Consider the following 22,116-nt stretch of genomic DNA (forward strand, 5'->3'; position numbering starts at 1 on the left):
ACCGATTAACCGGAGGGGTTATGACTCAAAAAACTACAATTCGCGACGTTGCGAAATATGCCGGCGTGTCGGTCGCAACAGTTTCTTATGTAATTAACGGTATCAATAAGGTTTCTGAGGAAACAAAGCAACGAGTGCTGCAGGCCATTCAAGATTTGCAATATCAGCCGAACTTCACGGCTGTAAGCTTATCTAAGAATAAGTCGAATATGTTCGGTATTCTTATTCCGCTTGTAGAGGATACGCTTGCTCCTATTTTTGCTGGTAACCAGTATTACAGCGAACTCATTAGCGGAGTTGAATATGTTTCGCGTAAAAATGGCTATGATTTTGTCATTTCCGGTGCAAGCAATCCGAACGAGTGCCGAAATTGGGTAACGAAGCGGAATTTGGACGGTCTCCTTTTTTTAGGATCGTTTCCGGAGAAGCTATACGAAGAAATGAAAACGCTTCATACGAAAATTGTGCTTGTAGATGCTTATGAGGAATATTCAAGATTGTACCATAATATTCGAATGGACGATGAGCTGGGCGGCTACATAGCAGCGCATCACCTTGCTGAAAGGGGCCATAGCCGGATTGCTTTTGTTGCACCTGGTATAAATAATCCAATTGACAGACGTCGTTTTCTTGGATTTGAGAACGCTCTCAAAAAACATCATCTTTCTGTAAGCCCAGAATGCATTTTTCTAAGCGGCGATGGATCGTTTGAGAGCGGCTATAACACCGGGATGCGTTTGATGCAGTCCGGAGCGACAGCTGCTTTTGCCACCTCAGATATTTTGGCTCTTGGAATGATGAAAGCGATTCATGAGCAAAATAAAGAAGTACCTGGTGATTATTCCATTGTCGGATTTGACGATCTGATTATTAGTCAATATGCATCTCCGAGCTTAACTACAGTTAGGCAGGATGTATTTAATAAAGGGGCAGTTGCGGCGCAGACTTTAATTGATGCGGTCGAATCGAAGCAGTCCCGGCCGCAAACAGTAACGCTGCCTGTTGAACTGGTCGTGAGAGACTCGACTCGTTTTTTATAACTGAATCTTCTCTGCGCACGGGCAGAGAAGGCCGGTTATAGAAAATAGGTTCATGATCTATCGTAAAAAGGAAGCAGCAGCTATTTTTTATTTGCCCGGTTAACCGGTTAACTTATTATAAACTTTTAAAAGGCTAGGTGTTTACATTGGTAAGAGTTACAGTATGGAATGAAAATCGTCATGAGAAGAAAAATCCTGTTGTCCAAGAAATATATCCAGATGGTATTCATGGAGCTATTGCCGGATTTTTAGAGGAAGCTGGATTTCAAGCGCGCACAGCGGTTCTTGATGAGCCGGAGCACGGTTTAACGGATGAAGTGCTGCAGGCTACAGACGTCTTAATTTGGTGGGGACATCTTGCCCATGGAGAGGTTTCGGATGAGGTTGTACAAAAAGTACAGCAGCGTGTTCTAGACGGCATGGGACTTATTGTACTTCATTCCGGACACTTCTCGAAAATCTTTAAAACTCTTATGGGTACGAGCTGCGATTTAAAATGGCGTGAAGCGGATGACAGAGAGCGTCTTTGGGTAGTAGACCCGAGCCATCCGATTGCAAACGGCATTGGTGAGTACATTCAGCTTGAAAAAGAAGAAATGTACGGCGAGCATTTCGATATTCCTGTTCCAGATGAGCTTGTTTTCATGAGCTGGTTTGAGGGCGGAGAAGTGTTCCGAAGCGGCTGCACGTACAAGCGCGGCAACGGTAAGGTATTTTACTTTAGACCGGGACACGAAACATACCCAACATACCATAACAAAGAAATTCAACGTGTCATCATCAATGCGGTAGAATGGGCGCAGCCGGTAAGGCGGAACCGTCCAGTATACGGCAATGCAAAGCCATTAGAAACGATTACAGAGAAAACAAATTAATTCATATATTTTAAGGGGGAACTAGAAATGACACAATTAAAAATCGGCGTAATTGGATGCGGAAGTATTGCACAGCACCGCCATTTGCCGGAATATGCGGCGAATGCACAGGTTGAGATTGTAGCGGTATGCGATATCAATGAGGAGCGCGTAAAGAAAACTGCAGAGAAGTATGGTGCGGCGGCTTATACAAGCTATGAGGAATTATTAAAAAGCGGTACGGTAGATGCAGTAAGCGTTTGTACGCCAAACTATTTGCATGCGCCGATTTCCATCGCTGCGCTCGAATTAGGCCTGCATGTTTTATGCGAAAAGCCGATGGCAACTTCAAAGGAAGAAGCAGAGGCTATGATTGAAGCGGCTGAAAAAAGCGGCAAAACATTAATGATTGCACATAATCAACGTTTTGTTCCGTCCCATCAAAAGGCACGGCAGCTGATTGAAAACGGTGAAATCGGAAAGATTTACAGCTTCCGTACCGCGTTTGGCCATGGCGGACCAGAAGGATGGAGTGTAGAGGGCAAAGAAGGCTGGTTCTTCCAAAAAGAAAAGGCGTTCGTTGGCGCGATGGGTGATCTCGGCGTTCATAAAACGGACCTGCTTCGCTATTTGCTTGGAGAAGAAATTACAGAAGTGGGTGCATTTGTAGAAACAAGCGCAAAGGATTTCGCGGATGTAGATGATAATGCGGTTTGTGTACTGAAAACAGAAAGCGGGATTATCGGTACGCTTGCGGCAAGCTGGGCGTATGTCAGCAAGGAAGACAACTCCACAGTTATTTACGGGGAGAAGGCAATTCTTCGTCTAGAGGATGATCCAACGTATTCTCTCGTTGCACAATACGCGAACGGTCAAGTTGTAAAATATGAGCTTGGCAAAATTCAATCCAATGAATCAGGCGGCCAAAGCAGCTCCCACGTGATTGACCACTTTGTAGAGTGCATAGCAGAGGATAAACAGCCGCTTATTACAGGCGAAGAGGGAATGAAATCATTAGCTGTTATTTTAGCTGCTCTTGAATCGAACAAAACAAAAACAATTGCGCGAGTGTAAAAGAGGTGACATCATGAAAAAGCTGCGAATCGGAGTGATTGGCGTCGGAGGTATCGCCCAAGGACGCCATATCCCGGCCTTTTTAAAGCTGGATGATTTATGTGAAATTACAGCGGTAAGCGATGTGAATATAGAGCGTGCGAAGGAAGTCGCAGAGCAATACAACATTCCGTATGCAACCGAAAACTACTATGATTTGTTCGCGAAGGTTGATGCTGTATGCATTTGCACACCAAACAAATTTCACGCGGAAATTTCCATTGCGGCATTAGAAGCTGGCGTTCACGTTCTGTGCGAGAAGCCGATGGCGATGAGTGCTGCGGAATGTGAAAAGATGATAGCAGCCGCAAAACAGACAGATAAGGTATTAGCTATTGCCTATCATTACCGCTTTATGAAGGAAGCACAGGCTGCGAAGAAGCTGATGGAGGAAGTCGGTACACCTCTTGTGGCAAGGGTAGAAGCAATGCGCCGCCGAAAGGTGCCAGGCTGGGGCGTATTTACGAATAAAGAGCTGCAGGGCGGAGGAAGTTTGATTGACTATGGCTGTCACCTTCTAGATTTGACGCTGTGGCTTATGGGGAATCCAAAGCAAATTACGGTTCATGGCAGCACCTACAATGCCTTAAGTAAAATACCAAATCAAGTGAACCAATGGGGTTCATTTAACCATGAAACATTTGGAGTAGACGATCATGTAACAGCTTACGTAACGTTTGAAAATGGCGCTTCGCTGCTGTTTGAAACGTCATGGTCCGCTAATGTAAAGGATGACAAAGAGCACGTTAGCATTTCGGGTGTTGCTGGAGGCCTAAGCGTATTCCCGCTAGAGCTTTACACAACGAAAAACGGCATGCTGTTAAACAGTGAAGCGGCATGGCTCCCGGGGGAAGAGGATCCAGGTCTGCCGCAGGCTCGAAACTTCCTGAACGCTTGTCTCGGATTGGAAGAGCTTGTTGTAAAGCCGGAGGAGGCGCTGCAAGTATCGCAGGTCATCGATGCCATTTATGCAAGCAGCACTAGGAAAAGAGAGGAGAATTAAATTATGAAGCTAGGAGTATTTACCGTATTATTTGCAAATCAATCATTTGAAGAAATGCTCGATACAGTACAAAAAGCGGGATTACAGGCAGTAGAAATTGGGACAGGCTGCTATCCTGGCAATCAGCATTGTGATTTAGATGCATTGCTTGCAGACGAGGTGCTTCGCCAAGAGTATATTGGAAAAGTGCGTGACCGCGGCTTAACGATTAGTGCGTTCAGCTGTCACGGTAACCCGATTTCCCCGGATGAAGCGTTTGCGAAGGAATCGCATGAGACGCTTATGAAAACGATTCAGCTGGCATCACTGCTTGAAGTGCCTGTTGTAAACTGTTTTTCCGGAACAGCGGGAGACCATGAAGGGGCAAAATATCCAAACTGGCCTGTAACAGCTTGGCCTAATGAATTTAATGATGTGCTGCAGTGGCAATGGGAGCAAAAGCTCATTCCGTACTGGAAAACTGCTGGGCAGTTTGCAAAGGATCATAATGTAAAAATCGGCTTAGAGCTTCACGGCGGCTTTTTAGTTCACACGCCGTACACGCTATTGAAGCTGCGAGAGGAAACATGTGACGCAATCGGTGCAAACCTTGATCCGAGCCATTTATGGTGGCAAGGCATCGATCCAGTAGCTGCGATTAAAATTTTAGCTAAGGAAAATGCGATTCATCATTTTCACGCAAAGGACACGTATATTGACCGTGATAATGTCAATATGTACGGCTTAACCGATATGCAGCCATACGGAAATGTACAAACGAGAGCGTGGACATTCCGCTCGGTTGGCTGCGGTCACAGCTTGGCTGAATGGTCCGATATGATGAGCGCACTTCGTACATACGGCTACGATTACGTTGTGAGCATTGAGCATGAAGACGCTCTTATGTCGATTGAAGAAGGCTTCCAGCGCGCCGTTACGAACTTGTCGTCTGTACTCATTAAAGAACAGCCTTCCCAAATGTGGTGGGCATAAATAGTTTGTAAAGCAATGAAATCCCCGTCTAGATTCAAGGAAAGCATTGAGTCTAGACGGGGGTTTTTTATTTTGTGCAAATACCGCCATTGTCTTGTGTAATGAAAAGGTTTTTTAACATTTCTTTACAATGATTTACAATGGCTTAATTAAATGTTAATAGTTTAATAGTATCCTCAAATAGTTCTGGAATTTAATCGAACACAGGGGGATATAACATTGTTTAAGAAAAAACTTGCAAAAAAGATTGCTCCAATTGCAGTTCTCTCGTCTGTAGCATTTAGCAGTCTTTCAGGAACTGGCATTGTCACTGCGCAGGAAAATCAACAAGATGGTAACAATGCTGAAATTAAAAATGTCATTTTTCTAATTGGCGATGGAATGGGAGTTTCTTATACTTCGGCCTATCGTTATCTAAAGGATGATCCTAGCACAAAGCTTGTAGAGTCAACTGAATTTGATAAATACCTCGTTGGACAACAAACAACATATCCGGAAGATCCAGCCCAAAACGTAACCGACTCTGCATCAGCCGCAACTGCGATGGCAGCGGGTATCAAAACATATAATGCCGCAATTGCAGTTGACAATGATAAGTCTGAAGTAAAAACAGTTCTGGAGGCTGCAAAAGAGCAAGGGAAATCAACTGGTCTTGTTGCGACATCTGAAATTACGCACGCCACTCCTGCTTCCTTCGGTTCTCATGATGTAAGCCGCAGCAACATGAATGCAATTGCTGATGATTATTATAATGAATTAATAAATGGCAAGCATAAAATAGATGTTCTTCTAGGCGGGGGCTCTGATTTATTTATCCGCAAAGACCGTAATCTTGTAGAAGAGTTTAAGAAAGATGGATTCAGCTACGTATCAAACCTGCAAGAAATGAAAAATGACAAAAATGCGCAGGTCCTTGGCTTATTTGCGAAACGCGGTCTGCCGAAAATGATCGACCGTACGGAAGATATTCCTTCACTTGCAGATATGACAGCATCTGCGATCGAACGTTTAAATCAAAATAAAGATGGTTTCTTCCTCATGGTTGAGGGAAGCCAGATTGACTGGGCTGGCCATGATAATGATATCGTTGGCGCTATGAGCGAAATGGAAGACTTTGAGAAAGCCTACAAGGCTGCTATTGAATTTGCAAAAAAGGACAAGCATACATTAGTAATAGCGACTGCTGACCATTCCACTGGCGGTTACTCCATCGGTGCAAGAGGCGAGTATAACTGGTTTGGCGCTCCAATTAAAGCTGCAAAACGCACACCTGATTTTATGGCAGAGCAAATAGCTAATGGTGCAGATGTAAAAGAGACCTTGACGAAGTACATTGATCTTCCTTTAACAGATAAGGAAATTCAATCCGTAAAAGATGCTGCGCAAACGAAAAAAGTTGTTGATATCGATAATGCAATTGAACAGATCTTTGACACACGTTCCTTCACCGGTTGGACAACCGGCGGACATACTGGCGAAGATGTGAATGTATATGCATTCGGCCCTGCTGCAGAACGCTTCGCCGGAAAAATTGACAACACGGACAATGCGAAAATCATCTTTGATATACTGGAAAAAGGCAGCAAAAAAACTGTAATTCAAGACAAATAACCGTTTAAAACATTTAAGCTAAAACTCTCCCGTTGCGTTCCTGCAACGGGAACTGTTTTTTGTAACGGTACTATCTACAACATGGAGGAATCTTTATGAAACAAGCAATCATCATTATTGTATTTATGCTGCTCCTTACCGGATGTACAACTCATTCATCGTCACAGCCTGAAAAAACAGATTCGCAAACGAACGTGAAAACAGAAAAAATATCTGAAGAAGAACATGATGCATATTACAACAATCCTCAGGTTACGGATGATTCAACTCTCCAAAAACCGGGTCAATCTGTTACAGATGTAAAAGGCGAGCTGACGTTAAAGGCAATGAATAAGGTGAATAAGAACTATAAGATCGGCGACATTGAATATACAATCAAAGAGGTAAAGCTTCTTCATTACCGGCCGGATTACAGCCTAATTGACTATTTCCATCCTTTAACAGAAGATGAGGAATTCGATTTTATTAAAATAAGTGTTGATATTAAAAATCATGCAAAAGAAAAGCTGAATTTTGCTCCGATTGCCCTTTTTGAAACAAATACCGGAGAGAAAACGGACTGGAAACAAGATATGTATTTAGAAGATTTAAATGGGGAAATTGAAGGCAATAGCGTGAAACGCGGCAGCCTTGGATTTATTGTTAATCAATCAAAAAGCACTGAAATCAAATGGGTTAAACTATTAACAAGTGATGTGTTTAATGAAAATCAAGAAAAAATACAGGAAGCAAAAGAAATACGCATTGATCTATAATGACAGTGGTTTAAATCCTCTGAAAAGTAAAACGACTCAGTTTCAGAAAGCGGCGGAAGACTTGTACAAAAGTCCATGCCGCAGCCCTATTCTCTTATAAAAGCTCGATGTGAAAAACACCTTTCTTAACCGGAAAGGTGTTTTTATGTTTTATCATAAAGTATGACTTTTCCTGACTACACAGGAAGATGTTAGGGGATATTAAGCATAATTCAGTCGAACTTAGACAATATTTCTCTAAAATAAATGAATAAAATCATTTTTCATTAAATTTAAATAAAGACAAATAGAGATTTATTGTTATAATGTATACATTCGCATAAAAGGAATTACGGAATGGAATGACATTGCAGATTAGTGTAGATTACAATTTCTTAGGCTAAAGGATCACGAGTACACTATTAGATAAAAAGGATGAAGTAAACGTTTTATGAACGAGTTGTATGTGCTTAGGAATATATTTTTCGGTCTCGTTATTATATTGACAATACTTTTTTTCTACTTGCTTATTAGAAAAGTTAAGGAAAAAAGAACGAGACAACGAATTGAGGATTATAAGGACAGGACACGGGGGCTTATGTTCAAATATTTATACGAGGGGTCGACATCTAGACTTTTGTTTCCTGATCATGCCGTGAAGATTACTGCAATGGAGGAGCTTTTGAGTGACTTCTCACATGTTTTAGAAGGGATGGCAGCCGGAGAGCGTATTCAAAGGTTTGCAGAAAGATTTTTTGCTGATGAATATCGAAAGCTCTTGTTTCACAAGCGCTGGAGTATTCGCATGAATACTTTATATCTCATTGAAGAATTCCGTATCGAAAGCTTGCTGCCTGATGTGTTACAGCTCTATAAAAAAGGCCGTATATCAAGAGCTGAAGAAGGACAAATTCTAAAAATACTTGCGGTATTTAATCATCCTGATACATTTCACTTTCTTACACACTCAAAATACGAGCTGTCGGAGCTGACATATCGGGTCATTTATGGAAGTTTATCTGACGAGAGATTTGAGCGATTTGTCCAAAGATTTCAGGAGCTTTCAAAAATATTGCAGTTCACGTTAGTGGATATGATTGGGATTAAAAACCGGCTAGAGTATGGACCATTCTTAGAAAGCCTTCTTACAAGTGAAGATATGGAGATGCGCATCCGTTCATTAAAAGCCATCTCACAAATTGGATATGTGCTCCCCACCGAGCAGCTCATTGTTCATCTGCATTCCGACAACTGGCCGGAACGTATTATGGCTGTGAAAGTTTGCGGTATGCTGCGTTTGGATGAATATGTACCATACTTAGTAGAGCTAATGAAGGACCGTGTATTTCAAGTGCGGTCTCAATCCGCCCAATCTATATCAAAATTCCCAAATGGAGCAGCTATTTTGCAAAACATTATTGATACAACAGAGGATGCATTTGCGCGGGATATGGCGCTGGAGTGGCTGGAAAGAGGCAATGAACGATGATTATAGCAGTTGAAGCATGGTTGACAATTCTCACATGGATTGGTTGGTTTGTATTCTTTTTTATGTTATTTGTCATTTCCTTTTACGCCTTTTTATTAATAGTGTCCCTCCTTGATATTAGAGCTCGATATCAATTAGATGATTTTGAGCCGTATGAAGAAATGCTGGAGGCAAGTTATACAAAGCCTGTATCTATTTTAGTGCCGGCCTATAATGAATCCGTTGGCATATATGGAAGCGTCCGTTCTCTCCTCGCTATTGATTACCCAGAATATGAGGTAATTGCGATTAACGACGGCTCCAAAGATAACACGCTGCAGGTATTAATAGACAACTTTCAGCTAGTAAAGATTAACAAGGTGATTCGCGGACAAATCAAAACAAAGCAAGTAAGGGCTGTCTATCAATCTAAGCTGTATAAAAATTTAATTGTTGTTGATAAAGAAAATGGCGGTAAAGCTGATGCGCTCAACGTAGGAATTAACATTTCGAAATATCCTTATTTTTGTTCCATGGATGGCGACTCCGTCTTAGAAAGCGATGCCTTTTTAAAGGTGATGAAGCCAATTATTGAATCGAACGGAGATGTTATTGTCTCCGGAGGAAGCATACGGATTGCAAACGGCTGTGAAATTAAGGGAGGAAAAGTCGTGGAAATTGGCTTATCCTCCAATCCGTTTGTTATTATGCAGGTAATCGAATATTTACGAGCCTTCTTGATGGGACGAATTAGCTTAAGTCGATATAACCTGCTTTTAATCGTATCAGGAGCGTTTGGTGTATTTTCAAAGCAATGGGTCATTGATGCAGGAGGATACTCTCACACAGTTGGCGAGGATATGGAACTCGTCGTGAAGCTCCATCGTCTCATTAGAGAGCGCAAATCAAATAAGCAAATCGTATATGTGGCAGACCCTGTTTGCTGGACGGAGGCTCCCGAGTCGATGGAATTTTTACGGAAGCAGCGGAGCCGTTGGCATAGAGGCCTATTCGAAAGTCTGTGGATGCACCGGAAATTAATCTTTAATCCAAAATATGGTGCAATCGGCTTAGTATCAATGCCCTACTTCTTAATAGTTGAATTTTTAGGTCCTGTTGTTGAGTTAATCGGTTACCTCATTATGATTATTTCCCCTTTTCTTGGGGGTGTATATTTGGAGATGGCCGTTTTACTGTTTTTGGTGTCGATGATTTACGGCTCTGTTTTTTCGATGGCCGCGGTTGTGCTTGAGGAATGGAGCTTACGGAAATTCCCGAATGTGTCTGATATTGTAAGGCTGTTTTTGTTTTCCCTGACGGAAACATTATGGTATCGACCGCTAACCGTTTTATGGAGATGCGAAGGGATCCTTCATATTATTAGAAAAAAACAAGGTTGGGGAGAAATGAAAAGAAAAGGTGTTTCGAAATGAAAGAACGTTTCCGTCTGAAGCTTACAGTAACTCATTTTTTGCTTGTGATCACAGGTATAATTGCAGTGATCACATCTCCTTTTTGGCTGTGGCAATTAAAATCAAATACAGTATTGGATGTTCTCATTGTTGATAAAACTGTTCCAAATAACACATATCGCGAACACCAAGGATTAATGTGGGTACTCAATCAGCAAAAATATGTGCAGTCTAATGAATCGAAATATGTTCCAATGAAGGACTATGTTGGATTTTATCCGAAAGGGAAGAGCTTCGACGTACGCCCGTACCCAAAAAATCTCGATAAGTATAAATTATTTTATATAGCAGACGGATATGGTGTATATGAGGAGGAGTTCTACGAAACGAACAAGCAAGGAGAACGTTCGAAAAGCTTGTACGGCGGGATGACAAATGAGGATATCAATATTATCCAAGGTGCAGCCTCCAAAAACGGAGCTACCGTTGTTGCAGAATTTAATACATTTGCCAGTCCCACGCCGGATGATGTAAAAAAGAAATTTTATGATCTGTTAAATCTTCAATGGACAGGATGGATTGGCCGTTATTTTAATGATTTAAACAGCACTGAGGTTCCGGTATGGGTGAGGGATAACTATAAGGTGCAATATAATAAGGAATATCAGTTTACAGGCCACGGCTATGTATTTGTCGACAAAAACGATAAAGTTGTCATACTCGATCAGTCACAAGTCGAGGAAGGCGATGTTCTCTTTTCTTTGACCGATCAAGGAAAGAAAAAGTTTAATAAGGACATAAACGTAAGCTACAATTATTGGTTCGACGTTGTTACTCCAGTCGATGAAAACGAGGTACTGGCAACGTACAAGCTTTCCGTCAATAAGAAGGGGCGTGAAGCTTTAAATCTAGCAGGGCTTCCAAGTCAATTTCCTGCTATTGTTCACCATGAGGGCTCGCAATTTCAAACATATTATTTCTGCGGCGACTATGCTGACGAAGGAGAGCTGCCGTCACTGTATCAAACGGTTGGCTTTACAAAGTGGAAAGAATGGTTCACCGTAAACACAAAAAACAGCACACTGCCGTTCTTTTGGAAAGCATATGTTCCTATTATGGATTATGTTTTAGAGGAAGCAAAAAGGGATAAGAAAAAGGAGACTGCTGTAAAGGAAATTCCAACGGCAGGTAATATCAAGCTTTCCGGGCATGTTGGCGGTGATTATATTCAAGTATACGAAAACGGCAAGTGGGTCGATATGCTTGTCAAAGGCGTAAATATGGGGATTGCCAAGCCCGGGTCATTTCCAGGGGAAACAGCTATTACGAAGGCCGAATATTTCCGTTGGTTTAAGCAAATTGGAGCAATGAATGCCAACACAATCCGTGTCTATACTATTCATCCGCCTGGATTTTATGAAGCGCTCTATGAATACAACCAAACAGCGAAAAAGCCGCTGTATTTGCTGCAAGGCGTTTGGAAAAACGAGGAGGAATTCGTAAAAGCCGGGGATGCGTTTGAGCAAGCAAATACGGCAGAATTTAAAGACGAAATTACAAAAACAATCGATTTAATCCACGGAAACGCCAAGCTTCCAGAGCGGCCAGGCCATGCGAGCGGCACGTATACAAGAGATGTGTCTCCTTATGTACTCGGCTGGGTACTCGGAATTGAGTGGGATCCGACAGCTGTTCTTTCAACGGATCAAAAGCATAAGGGAATGGCAGATTATTCCGGAACCTATATCACAACAAAAAATGCGCAGCCGTTTGAAATTTGGCTGGCCAGCATGATGGACTACACAGTGGATTACGAAACAAGGAAATATGGCTGGCAGCGCCCGATGAGCTTTACGAACTGGGTGACGACCGATTTGCTTGATCATCCGAGCGAACCATTAGATAAAGAGGATCTTGTAGCGGTCAATCCAAATGTAATGCATGCAACTGATAAGCTGCATACCGGTTTATTTGCTTCGTATCACGTATATCCATACTACCCGGACCTTTTAAACTACGAAGAAAAGTATGTAAATTACAAAAATCAGCGCGGCGAGAAGGATAATTATGCCGGTTATCTTCATGATTTAAAGCAGGCTCATACAATGCCGGTGCTTATTGCAGAATTTGGCGTTCCATCCTCGCGCGGTTTAACGCATCGAAACGTGTACGGCATGAATCAAGGGCAGCATTCTGAAGATGAGCAAGGAAAAATCGATCAAAAGCTGTTTGAGGATATTTTTCATGAAAAAATGGCCGGCGGTCTTGTATTTACGTGGCAGGATGAGTGGTTTAAACGAACATGGAATACGATGGACTATGATGATCCGAACCGAAGACCGTTTTGGGCCAATGCACAAACGAACGAGCAGCAATTTGGAATGCTGAGCTTCGACCCGGCAAGCAGCAAAGAAGCGATGATTACAGTAGACGGAGATACATCCGACTGGAAGCGCAATGGCATTAAGCCTGTTTTCACAGATAAAAAAGCGGATCTGCAATCCATGTATGTTATGCACGACGAGAAGTTTCTATACGTTCGGTTAGACTATAAGGACGATCCGGAACAGTTAGATACAAATCTTGTCATCGATACCATTCCAAACCAAGGGCAGTCGACTGTGCCCAATGTAAAGAATGTAACAACAAATGGGGCAGACTTTGTTGTACAGCTAAGCAAACAGCACGGCTCCAAGGTGATGATAGACAGCTACTATGACACCTTCTACTATCACTATGGAAACATGTTGAAAATGATTGAACAGCGGGCATATGCCAACAAAAAAAACAACGGTGTTTACCATGATATTCATCTTGCTTTGAATAAAGGCTTAACGATTACCGATACGAACGGAACTGGAAAGGAAATTCCATTTGAGTCCTATGAAACAGGCTTGCTTACGTATGGAAACGGGAATCCGGATGCAAAGGACTATAACTCATTAACAGATGTCAGCGTAAAAGGAAATATCGTAGAACTTCGCCTGCCTTGGTTACTGCTAAATTTTAAAGATCCAAGCACGCATGAAGTAATGGGAGATATTTGGTCAAGCGAAGGCATTAACAGCAGCGTTAAAATCGACGGCCTGCGAATTGGTGTTCTTGTATCTAAAAATGGCGAGGTGCAGACAAGCTACCCAGCATTGGCGAATGGGAATTTGCTAAACTCGGATGGGTTTTATCTATACAAATGGCAGGATTGGAATGTTCCGAAATATCATGAGCGCCTTAAGAAATCGTATGATTATATGAAGGATACCTTTGGGAAGATCGATTTGGAGAAGAAGTAACAGCATATAATTGAGTTAGACACTTATTGGACTTTAAGAGGCGGCGTAAACCCTGTAGAATATTTGCAGAAACTAGGAGACAGAATGTGATTTGATATACCAAAAAGATTTAACACAGAAGGCCGTACCTGCCAATATTTTTGAGATCATTGGCGAAGATTGTGAAATCGACAGCTTGGAATTTCGTGAGTTTTCAAAAGTAGACTATTTTACTGAAGTAGGGGAAGGATCATACATATTAGTCCTGCTAATATGTATGATCCTTTTATATTTATTAAAACTCAATGCAGATAGTTACGCAAACCTATAATAAATCAGCAAATATGTAGAAAGAACAAATATAAAATTTAAAAAAACGAAAATCATTTGCTCCAATTTAGTTTTATGCATTTGGATAGGCGGGTGATAAAAGGATACTCCCTCGATAATAAAAATTAGCAAGACGATGTGGATCATTGCATGACCTACAACTTCCATATATCCAAAAATAGTTATATTGGGGATAAATAATATTTAAACAACTGCTGCTAGTATTCGATTTAATATCCCAACTACCAATAAATAGCCTACTACAAACTCTATAAACGCCGCTAAGAAAGCTGGAAATTTATTTGCAGTATGAAGTATTTTCACTTGTTATATATTATACATGGCTTACAAAAGCCTATCTAAAAAAGGATGTGAGAGCATGTTTAATATGGTTGGACTTGGAAGAAGACGCTCCAATATTGGTACATGGTCAACAATAGCAGCTGTAGGTGTTGGGTTAGGGATTGCTTCTTATGCACTTAGACGTAATCAGGGAAGTCGAATTTCTATACCTGGAAGCAATCAAGGTGCACAAAGCTAATATTAAGTCATACATGACAGTGATTTTGCACATGAAAACTTAATAATAGGATAATGGAAATCTGGGTTATGTGAAGAAAGATATGTATGAAAAGGGTATTTCTGGCGAGCATAGAAATACCCTTTACTTGTTAACTTTGCTGTTAACCGGCATTTTGGTTCGTTTTAGTTGCTGATTGAGCATTCTGTTGCTGTAATGAAAGAAGCATAATTTAGTTGAACAAGAATTAAAAGGTACTGAACCAAATAAGTCTTGTAACTAGGATAAATGTGAGTAGAGTTCCTTTATAAGGTATATATGGACGTTTTTGGGCCTATCTCGGACATATCGGTATAGATCTGAAAGAATTTGCCCTAACCTAGTAATACTCACTCATAAAATAAACTCAGGTAATGGGGGTATCAAGATGCAAACATTTTTTCAATTTCATTCAAAAATGGATCCATTTCGCCTTTTTTCAGGGGAGCACCTATTGACGATCGGAATTATTGGGGCTCTCGGTGCTCTTCTGTTTGTCTTTAGAAAACAGATGCAGAAGCAGGGGAAAAAACGAATTTTTCGTTTCTCTCTAGCATTTCTCTTATTGGCTTCTGAGGCTTTTTATCATCTATGGCTTGTGTATGAGAATGCTTGGTCGCTTAAAACGGCTTTGCCACTTCATCTTAGTGATCTTGCTGTCATTCTGTCCATTGTGATGCTACTGACGAATAGCTCCAGACTTTTTCAATTCATGTATTTTGCTGGGTTAGGCAGTTCCATTCAAGCCATCGTGACACCTGATCTTGGCCCGTTTTCGTTTCCGCATTTTCGATATATCGAGTTTTTTGTTTCACATGGAGGAGTGGTGCTTGTCTGTTTGTTTATGGTGGTAGCCTGCAAATATCGGCCGACCATTTCTTCCATATGGGTGACCGTTCTCATTGTTAACCTTTATGCAGCTTGTGTATTTTTCCTTAATAAGTCGTTAGGGGCAAACTACCTGTACATTATGAAAAAGCCCGGAAATGCTTCTCTTTTAGATTATCTTGGACCATGGCCGTGGTATCTTCTCTCGCTGGAATTGATGATGATTGTGAGTTTTTACCTTCTATACAGTCCGTTTTGGTTAAAAAGGAAAATAGAAAGAAAGTAATCGGAGTTCTTTCTGGTTGTCCTAAGATATTCCCAAAATCATCAGGTAGGTATTCTATTATTGAGTGCCCATACTAATGTAGGACATTTTCCACCAAATGGTATAATATGTAATAAACAGATGACTTATTTGTACTAACTCCTCAATGGTTATAATTCGCCAGCCTAGACCTTGAGCCATACATAAAGTGTTAGATTCTGAAAAATTTCTAAGTTCATTTTTAAAGATAAAAAAATCTCACTAGCTTCATCAAAAATGGGCCCAATATCTATTTCCGCTCTGTACTGCTTGCATTGATCTCCCTCACAGGATTGTGTCACTGCCGGAAATGTGACTGAAAAAGATGTGGGCAATTATTAACCTCCTTTTTGTATATTTTTCGCGATATTATTATATTGAATTATATTTCATTTTTCTTGTATGCTTGTTCAATTAGCGATTTATATCTTAAGTTCTTATGCTAGGTTGTATTTTGGAAAATAATACATAATTCTTTCACGGTTGGTAACGATAAGTAACGGCTATGTATAAATTAAGAAAGGAGAATTATCATGAATAAAAAATGGTTTCTCACTCTAACATGTGCATTTTTATCCGCCATGATGTTAATGGGCTGTAACGATGCTGAGGAACAGACTCCAGAAAAAGACCAAATTGAGGAACAAGCTCCAACGGAAGATAATAATAATTTGAATGAGAACACAGATCCTGAAACAGAAGAGGCGCCTGGCGTCGATGAAAATGACACAATAAACAAAGATGATGAAAAAGATGCGAATCCAGATCCAGAAGATCCAGTAGAAGATCCAGAAGATACAGCTGATAAGGATAATAAAGACCAGTAATTCATCATTAAAATGAGGTCTTTTTTATTCTAATAAAAATGGTCACTTCCATCTAGCAGAAGTGACCATTCTGTACATATATTATGAACAACATCTTTTTATACTGTTATTCCGACACGGCTAGTTTCTTCTCAGAACGCTCATTCGCTTTTCTCCCTACAGTAACCGATAACACGAAGCTGAGCACGAGAATGAACGCCCCGAATATATACGGGAAGTTAATATCAATATCATATAAAGTACCGGCGGCAGCAGGACCGAAAATGTTGCCAAGACTCATGTAGGCATTGTTCATACCAGCTACAAACCCCTGCTCATTTCCTGCCATTTTCGAGAGCAGCGTATTGATGGCCGGACGCATAATGGATGTGAACGTAAAAAACAGCACAATTAGGACGAGCATATACCAGAAGTTTCCTGATAGCAGCATCAGAATGAGAGATATTGCTGATAACAGGAAGGTACCATTGATGAGGTTTCGTTCGCCAAAGCGCTGAATGAGCGGATTGATTAAAGCTGCCTGAATAATCGTTCCAACCAAGGCGCCAACTGTAATGAGGATCGAAATATCGGCAATTGTATAGCTGTATTTTTGATCAACAAACAGCGGGAATATCGCTTCAAAATTAGAAAGTCCGAAGGTTAAGGTAAAGATGAGAATGAGAAAAATCAGATAAGGTGCCTTAAAGGATTGCATCAGCTGCTGGAAGATATTTTCCCGTTTGATAGATGTGTTTCGGGCAAGCTTCTGCTGCGCCTTCGATAATGTTTCCGGAAGCATCAAAAATGATAGAACCATAGCTACAGCACCAACAGCCGCTGATACATAAAACGGCATGCGAAGTCCAAAGGCAGCGAGAAGGCCTCCAATACCAGGCCCAATTACAAATCCGAGCGACATCGCCGCTCCAAGCAGCCCCATTCCTTTTCCTCTTCCTTGTTCAGTCGTGATGTCCGCCACATACGCCATCATGGCAGGAATCATCGCGGCAGCCCCGACTCCGCCAATGAGACGGGAAAGATACAGCAGCCATGTATCCTGCGCTATTGCAAACAAGATGTTTGAAATGCTAAACAGAGCAAGACCTCCAACAATCAAAAACTTCCGGCCGTATTTATCAGCCCACTCTCCGCCAATCGGCGAAAATAAAAGCTGTGTCAATCCAAATGCGGACATCAAATAGCCGGCTGTTTTTCCTCCTGCTTGAAATTCCTTTAAAAAATCCGGAAGCACCGGAATAATAAGCCCGATCCCAAGCATGGCAATAAACATGTTTACCATTAAAATCGTCAGCGGTGCATTTTTGTTTTTTGTTGTCATTATATCCCCCCCTAGACACTACAAAGTGTATCCTATTTTTCACACGCACTTACTTAGTATATAAGAAAAGATAGAATATGTAATCTAATTTGACTTACCCCCACTGTGCACCCCAAAGCTTCATTTCCTTTAGAATTTTATGGAACGCAAGGCCTTTTTCCGTCAGCGCATATTCAACCGTAACAGGAACAGTGGCATAAACAGTGCGAGTAACAATTTGGTGCTCCTCTAAATGGCGCAGCGTATCTGTCAAAGCCTTTGGACTAATTTTTTGAATCGCCTTTTGCAATTCTCCGAAGCGCTTTGTTCCGTCAAACAGCTCGCGAAGCACAAGAAACGACCATTTTCCTCCTATAATGTTAAGTGCTTTTTCAATTGAACATTCGACCTGATCTAGATCTTTCTCCATACATACCTCCGTATAGTAATATAAAGGATAGTAACTATAAAAAATATACTATATAACCTGCTATTAACTATAGCAAAAATATTTCAGTACTTGTAGTCTATTTTTGTAAAGAATATACTTTTCTTGTGTAATCAGGTTGTTACTGGATGATATTATCTGGATGGAGAAGGGAAACAGCAAACTGAACGGGGGATATTGTTTATGGAAAATTTTTCTTACCAAAACCCAACGAAACTCATTTTTGGAGAAGGACAGCTGGAAGCGCTCAAAAAAGAGGTTCCGCAATATGGAACAAAGGTGCTGCTTGTATACGGCGGCGGCAGCATTAAGCGAAACGGCTTGTATGATCAGGTGCAATCGATTTTAAGCGAGCTAGGTGCAGATGTAATAGAGCTTAGCGGCGTAGAGCCGAATCCTCGTTTAACATCGGTACAGGAAGGCATTCGTTTATCACAGGAAAATGATGTTCAGCTTATTTTGGCAGTTGGAGGCGGCAGTGTGCTCGACTGTGCGAAAGCGATTGCAGCAGGTGTAAAATATGAGGGTGATGTTTGGGATATTATTACAAGCAAGGTAACTGCCGCAGAGGCCCTGCCAATCGGTTCTGTGCTAACACTTGCAGCGACAGGCTCAGAAATGAATAACAACTCTGTTATCACAAACTGGGAGACGAACGAAAAATACGGCTGGAGCAGCCCTGCTACCTATCCGCAATTTTCTATCTTAGACCCGGTGTATACATATACAGTTCCGCGTGACCAAACAGTATACGGCATAGTAGATATTATGTCGCACGTGTTTGAACAATATTTTCATCATGTACCAAATACGCTATTGCAGGACCGCTATTGTGAATCCTTGCTGAAAACAGTCATCGAAACAGCGCCGAAGCTCATTGACGATTTAGAAAATTACGACCACCGCTCTACAATTTTATACGCAGGCACGATGGCTTTAAACAAAACGCTCGGAATGGGTACACGCGGTGAATGGTCGACGCATGAAATCGAGCACGCGGTTTCAGCTGTTTACGACATTCCGCACGGCGGCGGCCTTGCGATCCTGTTCCCGAACTGGATGAAGCATGTTATGGATGAGAACATTGGACGCTTTAAGCAATTTGCGGTCCGTGTGTTTGACATTAAGACAGAAGGAAAAACAGACCGTGAAGTTGCGCTGGAAGGAATCGAGGCACTTCGTCAATTTTGGAATTCTATCGGAGCCCCATCCCGCCTAGCTGATTACGGCATCGGAGAAGACAAGCTTGAGGTCATGGCTGACAAAGCGATGGTACGAGGCAGCCTTGGAAACTTTAAAAAGCTAAGCAAAGAAGATGTAATTGAAATTTACCGCGCTTCTTTATAAAGAAGAATAGAGGTATAAGAAAAAACAGATACAGTCCGTTTTGCTCCCGCAGCGAAATATTTCTCACCATGAAAAGCGCTTTTTGCCTTTTGCGGAGAGGGAGCTGGACAAAAAAAGCGGACACAATGCTTCCTATAACAATTCTTGTATAACGGAGGTCAATGATTATGGTATATCAAGCCGAACAAGCTCGCTATGAAACAATGAAATATAATCGAAGCGGACGCTCGGGGCTGCTGCTGCCGGCTATTTCACTTGGACTTTGGCATAATTTTGGAGGCGTGGACTCCTTTGAAAACGGACGTGCTATGCTAAGACGGGCGTTTGATTTAGGAATTACGCATTTTGACCTGGCAAACAATTACGGTCCGCCGCCAGGCTCTGCGGAGGAAATGTTCGGTGCGTTGCTGAAAACAGACTTTGCACCATACCGCGACGAGCTCATTATTTCAACAAAAGCAGGCTACCGGATGTGGCCAGGCCCGTACGGAGAATGGGGTTCAAAAAAATACCTCGTATCTAGCTTAGACCAAAGCTTAAAACGCATGGGATTAGATTATGTAGATATTTTCTATTCACATCGTCCTGACCCAAACACACCGCTTGAAGAAACAATGAGTGCTCTCGATTTAATTGTCCGCCAAGGAAAGGCGCTGTATGTCGGGATTTCAAGCTATAGCGCGGAGCAAACAGCTGAAGCTATTCGCATTTTAAATGAGCTTGGCACACCGCTCGTAATCCATCAGCCGTCTTACTCAATGATGAACCGCTGGATTGAAGATGGCTTACAGGATGTATTGCAGGAAAATGGTGTTGGATCGATCGCGTTTTGTCCGCTGGCACAAGGCCTATTGACGAATAAATATTTGTCAGGCGTGCCAGTTGATTCAAGAGCGGCAAAGGCAACAGGGCATCTGCAGGAGGATCAAGTAACGGAGGAAGCGGTGAATCAAGTCCGCAAGTTGAATGAGATCGCCGCAGAACGCGGACAAAGCTTAGCGCAAATGGCACTTGCTTGGGTGCTGCGTGAAGGCCGCGTAACGTCTGCATTAATTGGCGCAAGCAGAGTAAGCCAAATTGAAGAGAATGTTGCTGCGCTTAACAACCTTGAGTTTACAAAGGAAGAACTGGCTAGAATTGAAGATGTTCTGCAAAGCTAATGTTTAGGCTTATCTAGAAACGTCCCTTGGTTTGATGCGAAACCAAGGGATTTTTTCAACAGGTAAAGTATAACTTTTTACGTTTTTTAATATCGCTTTCTAATAAAGGCATGGCGATTTCTTATCGTAATCGAAAACATAGACTGTACCTGTTTTTTCCGCTTGCAGGTCTTACATATATGTGAAAAGATGGGAATAGAGATTATAAGATAGAAAAAGGAATTTATAACAAGTTGGGAGACGATTAGGTTTGGAAACAGAACAAAAGGGCGGATATAAATGGATTGTTTTTATAACAGTTCTATTCGCATACTTCCTCATTGTCAGTCAAAGAACAGCGCCGGGTCTAATTACTGACCAACTGATGGACGAATTTCATATTTCTGCCTCTACGCTCGGCGTACTCGCGGGTATTCAATTTGTTTCGTATGCCGGTTTACAGGTTCCGTTTGGAGTTCTGGCGGATCGATTCGGTCCCGCCCGCTTTCTTATTATTGGTACCCTGCTGGATGGACTCGGCACCGTTTTGTACAGCACTGCCTCGCATGAAGCTGTCCTAATGGCTGCGCGGCTTCTTGTAGGCGTCGGTGATGCGATGATTTGGATTAATATCGTGTTGATTTTGAGTCAATGGTTTAGCAAAAGGGAATTTGCTGCTTTGCTAGGATGGGCTGGGATGTGCGGAAGCCTTGGATCCATCATGGCAACGATGCCGTTTACATATTGGATTGCGGCAGCAGGGTGGCGAACGCCGTTTTTGACATTGGGCTTGGCGCTTTGTGCGTGGACGACACTCTTATATTTCGTTCTCATCAAAAAGCCGAAGCAGCTGAAGCTGAATCTTCCGCATGCAAGCCAACAAAGCACGCAGCGGGAAAGCATGCTGTCCATCGTGCGCCGTTTGTTTCGCAGCCGGCAGGCGTGGGCTGCGTTTTTCTGTCATTTCGGTCTTGTTGGTACGTATGTTGGCTTTATCGGCTCATGGGCCGTTCCGTACGGCATGACGATGTATCATATGACGCGGGCAGAAGCGAGCGGGCTTGTTATGCTCGGATTATTTGGCGCTCTCGTCGGAGGGCCGATCACAGGATGGATTTCGACTCGCCTTCATGCGAGAAAACTCCCATATATCCTTGTTCATCTGCTCACCTTTTTAAGCTGGACCTCTTTTTTGGTTATGGGAGGGAAGCCCCCAATGCCAATGCTCATGCTTCTTTATGTACTTATCGGGTATGCAAACGGCGCAAGTATGCTGACATTTGCAGTTGTGCGTCATTCCTTTTTAGAAACAGAGGTTGGCGTTGTGTCCGGCTTTGCAAATATGGGCGGCTTTTTAAGCGCTGTGCTGCTTCCTATTCTATTTGGCGGAGTGTTGGATTATTTTGAAGCAACGGCATCGGCAAATATTGGATATTGGTACGGCTTTAGTATCCCCGCTTTGTTTTCGTTAATCGGGCTGCTAGGCGGGCTCGCTATTTCAGAGGGAGAACATAATTCCAAAACAAAGCTGCAGCCTTCAGCGTAAAAGGAAGACAAT

18 protein-coding genes are annotated in these 22,116 nt (G+C 42.0%); 16 read left to right on the plus strand and 2 right to left on the minus strand.

Annotated elements, in window-relative coordinates:
• The first annotated feature begins 20 nt into the window (after window positions 1-20).
• The 13 genes from AC6HZ4_RS09360 (at window position 21) to AC6HZ4_RS09420 (ending at window position 16,324) form a co-directional block, all read left to right on the plus strand.
• Window positions 21-1,040, plus strand: coding sequence for a LacI family DNA-binding transcriptional regulator (locus AC6HZ4_RS09360; protein WP_497494712.1), 1,020 nt, complete (start codon window positions 21-23; stop codon window positions 1,038-1,040).
• Window positions 1,041-1,186: 146 nt separating this feature from the next.
• Window positions 1,187-1,915 carry a ThuA domain-containing protein gene (locus AC6HZ4_RS09365; protein ID WP_497494713.1) on the plus strand — a complete coding sequence of 243 codons (729 nt, stop codon included), beginning with the start codon at window positions 1,187-1,189 and terminating at the stop codon, window positions 1,913-1,915.
• 27 nt (window positions 1,916-1,942) lie between these two features.
• Window positions 1,943-2,968: a Gfo/Idh/MocA family protein gene (locus tag AC6HZ4_RS09370; RefSeq protein ID WP_497494715.1), complete on the plus strand. Its 1,026-nt coding sequence runs from the start codon at window positions 1,943-1,945 to the stop codon at window positions 2,966-2,968.
• A 13-nt stretch (window positions 2,969-2,981) separates the two neighbouring features.
• Window positions 2,982-4,010: a Gfo/Idh/MocA family protein gene (locus AC6HZ4_RS09375; protein WP_497494717.1), complete on the plus strand. Its 1,029-nt coding sequence runs from the start codon at window positions 2,982-2,984 to the stop codon at window positions 4,008-4,010.
• Between the two features lie 3 nt (window positions 4,011-4,013).
• On the plus strand, window positions 4,014-4,982 hold the full coding sequence (locus AC6HZ4_RS09380) for a sugar phosphate isomerase/epimerase family protein (protein WP_497494718.1): 969 nt from the start codon (window positions 4,014-4,016) through the stop codon (window positions 4,980-4,982).
• 219 nt (window positions 4,983-5,201) lie between these two features.
• Window positions 5,202-6,593, plus strand: coding sequence for an alkaline phosphatase (locus AC6HZ4_RS09385; protein ID WP_497494719.1), 1,392 nt, complete (start codon window positions 5,202-5,204; stop codon window positions 6,591-6,593).
• Window positions 6,594-6,688: 95 nt separating this feature from the next.
• Complete coding sequence (locus tag AC6HZ4_RS09390; RefSeq protein WP_497494720.1) at window positions 6,689-7,348, plus strand: DUF4352 domain-containing protein; 660 nt, start codon at window positions 6,689-6,691, stop codon at window positions 7,346-7,348.
• Window positions 7,349-7,925: 577 nt separating this feature from the next.
• Window positions 7,926-8,816 carry a HEAT repeat domain-containing protein gene (locus AC6HZ4_RS09395; RefSeq protein WP_497494721.1) on the plus strand — a complete coding sequence of 297 codons (891 nt, stop codon included), beginning with the start codon at window positions 7,926-7,928 and terminating at the stop codon, window positions 8,814-8,816.
• Window positions 8,813-10,228, plus strand: coding sequence for a glycosyltransferase family 2 protein (locus AC6HZ4_RS09400; protein WP_497494722.1), 1,416 nt, complete (start codon window positions 8,813-8,815; stop codon window positions 10,226-10,228). The genes AC6HZ4_RS09395 and AC6HZ4_RS09400 overlap by 4 nt, the downstream gene beginning before the upstream one ends.
• Window positions 10,225-13,497: a hypothetical protein gene (locus AC6HZ4_RS09405; RefSeq protein WP_497494723.1), complete on the plus strand. Its 3,273-nt coding sequence runs from the start codon at window positions 10,225-10,227 to the stop codon at window positions 13,495-13,497. Before AC6HZ4_RS09400 ends, AC6HZ4_RS09405 begins: the two co-directional genes overlap by 4 nt.
• A 688-nt stretch (window positions 13,498-14,185) precedes the next feature.
• Window positions 14,186-14,347, plus strand: a complete 162-nt coding sequence (locus tag AC6HZ4_RS09410) for a hypothetical protein (RefSeq protein ID WP_497494724.1) — start codon at window positions 14,186-14,188, stop codon at window positions 14,345-14,347.
• Between the two features lie 406 nt (window positions 14,348-14,753).
• Entirely contained in the window at window positions 14,754-15,479 is a 726-nt protein-coding gene (locus AC6HZ4_RS09415) for a YwaF family protein (RefSeq protein ID WP_497494725.1), read from the plus strand.
• A 551-nt stretch (window positions 15,480-16,030) separates the two neighbouring features.
• Entirely contained in the window at window positions 16,031-16,324 is a 294-nt protein-coding gene (locus tag AC6HZ4_RS09420; protein ID WP_497494726.1) for a hypothetical protein, read from the plus strand.
• Window positions 16,325-16,430: 106 nt separating this feature from the next.
• Here the strand turns inward: AC6HZ4_RS09420 and AC6HZ4_RS09425 are convergent, their stop codons facing one another.
• Together AC6HZ4_RS09425 and AC6HZ4_RS09430 are read right to left on the minus strand one after the other, a co-directional pair.
• The gene (locus AC6HZ4_RS09425; RefSeq protein ID WP_497494727.1) at window positions 16,431-17,645 is read right to left on the minus strand and encodes an MFS transporter; all 1,215 of its coding nucleotides are present in this window, start codon (window positions 17,643-17,645) and stop codon (window positions 16,431-16,433) included.
• A 94-nt stretch (window positions 17,646-17,739) separates the two neighbouring features.
• Window positions 17,740-18,054, minus strand: coding sequence for a winged helix-turn-helix transcriptional regulator (locus AC6HZ4_RS09430; RefSeq protein ID WP_497494728.1), 315 nt, complete (start codon window positions 18,052-18,054; stop codon window positions 17,740-17,742).
• Between the two features lie 201 nt (window positions 18,055-18,255).
• Between AC6HZ4_RS09430 and AC6HZ4_RS09435 the strand changes: the two genes are divergently transcribed.
• From AC6HZ4_RS09435 to AC6HZ4_RS09445, 3 genes are all read left to right on the plus strand, one after another.
• Window positions 18,256-19,419 carry an iron-containing alcohol dehydrogenase gene (locus AC6HZ4_RS09435; RefSeq protein ID WP_497494729.1) on the plus strand — a complete coding sequence of 388 codons (1,164 nt, stop codon included), beginning with the start codon at window positions 18,256-18,258 and terminating at the stop codon, window positions 19,417-19,419.
• A 167-nt stretch (window positions 19,420-19,586) separates the two neighbouring features.
• Window positions 19,587-20,579 (plus strand): L-glyceraldehyde 3-phosphate reductase, encoded by a 993-nt coding sequence (gene mgrA, locus AC6HZ4_RS09440; protein ID WP_497494731.1) that lies wholly within the window; start codon window positions 19,587-19,589, stop codon window positions 20,577-20,579.
• A gap of 250 nt (window positions 20,580-20,829) precedes the next feature.
• Complete coding sequence (locus tag AC6HZ4_RS09445; protein ID WP_497494732.1) at window positions 20,830-22,104, plus strand: MFS transporter; 1,275 nt, start codon at window positions 20,830-20,832, stop codon at window positions 22,102-22,104.
• Window positions 22,105-22,116: the final 12 nt, after the last annotated feature.

Source organism: Ectobacillus sp. OTK, assembly GCF_059698935.1.

Excerpts from the sequence above, each read along its gene's own strand:
- AC6HZ4_RS09360 (WP_497494712.1), top strand. The coding sequence starts at position 21 with ATGACTCAAAAAACTACAATTCGCGACGTTGCGAAATATGCCGGCGTG.
- AC6HZ4_RS09370 (WP_497494715.1), top strand. The coding sequence starts at position 1,943 with ATGACACAATTAAAAATCGGCGTAATTGGATGCGGAAGTATTGCACAG.
- AC6HZ4_RS09375 (WP_497494717.1), top strand. The coding sequence starts at position 2,982 with ATGAAAAAGCTGCGAATCGGAGTGATTGGCGTCGGAGGTATCGCCCAA.
- AC6HZ4_RS09380 (WP_497494718.1), top strand. The coding sequence starts at position 4,014 with ATGAAGCTAGGAGTATTTACCGTATTATTTGCAAATCAATCATTTGAA.
- AC6HZ4_RS09390 (WP_497494720.1), top strand. The coding sequence starts at position 6,689 with ATGAAACAAGCAATCATCATTATTGTATTTATGCTGCTCCTTACCGGA.
- AC6HZ4_RS09395 (WP_497494721.1), top strand. The coding sequence starts at position 7,926 with ATGTTCAAATATTTATACGAGGGGTCGACATCTAGACTTTTGTTTCCT.
- AC6HZ4_RS09400 (WP_497494722.1), top strand. The coding sequence starts at position 8,813 with ATGATTATAGCAGTTGAAGCATGGTTGACAATTCTCACATGGATTGGT.
- AC6HZ4_RS09405 (WP_497494723.1), top strand. The coding sequence starts at position 10,225 with ATGAAAGAACGTTTCCGTCTGAAGCTTACAGTAACTCATTTTTTGCTT.
- AC6HZ4_RS09410 (WP_497494724.1), top strand. The coding sequence starts at position 14,186 with ATGTTTAATATGGTTGGACTTGGAAGAAGACGCTCCAATATTGGTACA.
- AC6HZ4_RS09415 (WP_497494725.1), top strand. The coding sequence starts at position 14,754 with ATGCAAACATTTTTTCAATTTCATTCAAAAATGGATCCATTTCGCCTT.
- AC6HZ4_RS09420 (WP_497494726.1), top strand. The coding sequence starts at position 16,031 with ATGAATAAAAAATGGTTTCTCACTCTAACATGTGCATTTTTATCCGCC.
- AC6HZ4_RS09425 (WP_497494727.1), bottom strand. The coding sequence starts at position 17,645 with ATGACAACAAAAAACAAAAATGCACCGCTGACGATTTTAATGGTAAAC.
- AC6HZ4_RS09430 (WP_497494728.1), bottom strand. The coding sequence starts at position 18,054 with ATGGAGAAAGATCTAGATCAGGTCGAATGTTCAATTGAAAAAGCACTT.
- AC6HZ4_RS09435 (WP_497494729.1), top strand. The coding sequence starts at position 18,256 with ATGGAAAATTTTTCTTACCAAAACCCAACGAAACTCATTTTTGGAGAA.
- mgrA (WP_497494731.1), top strand. The coding sequence starts at position 19,587 with ATGGTATATCAAGCCGAACAAGCTCGCTATGAAACAATGAAATATAAT.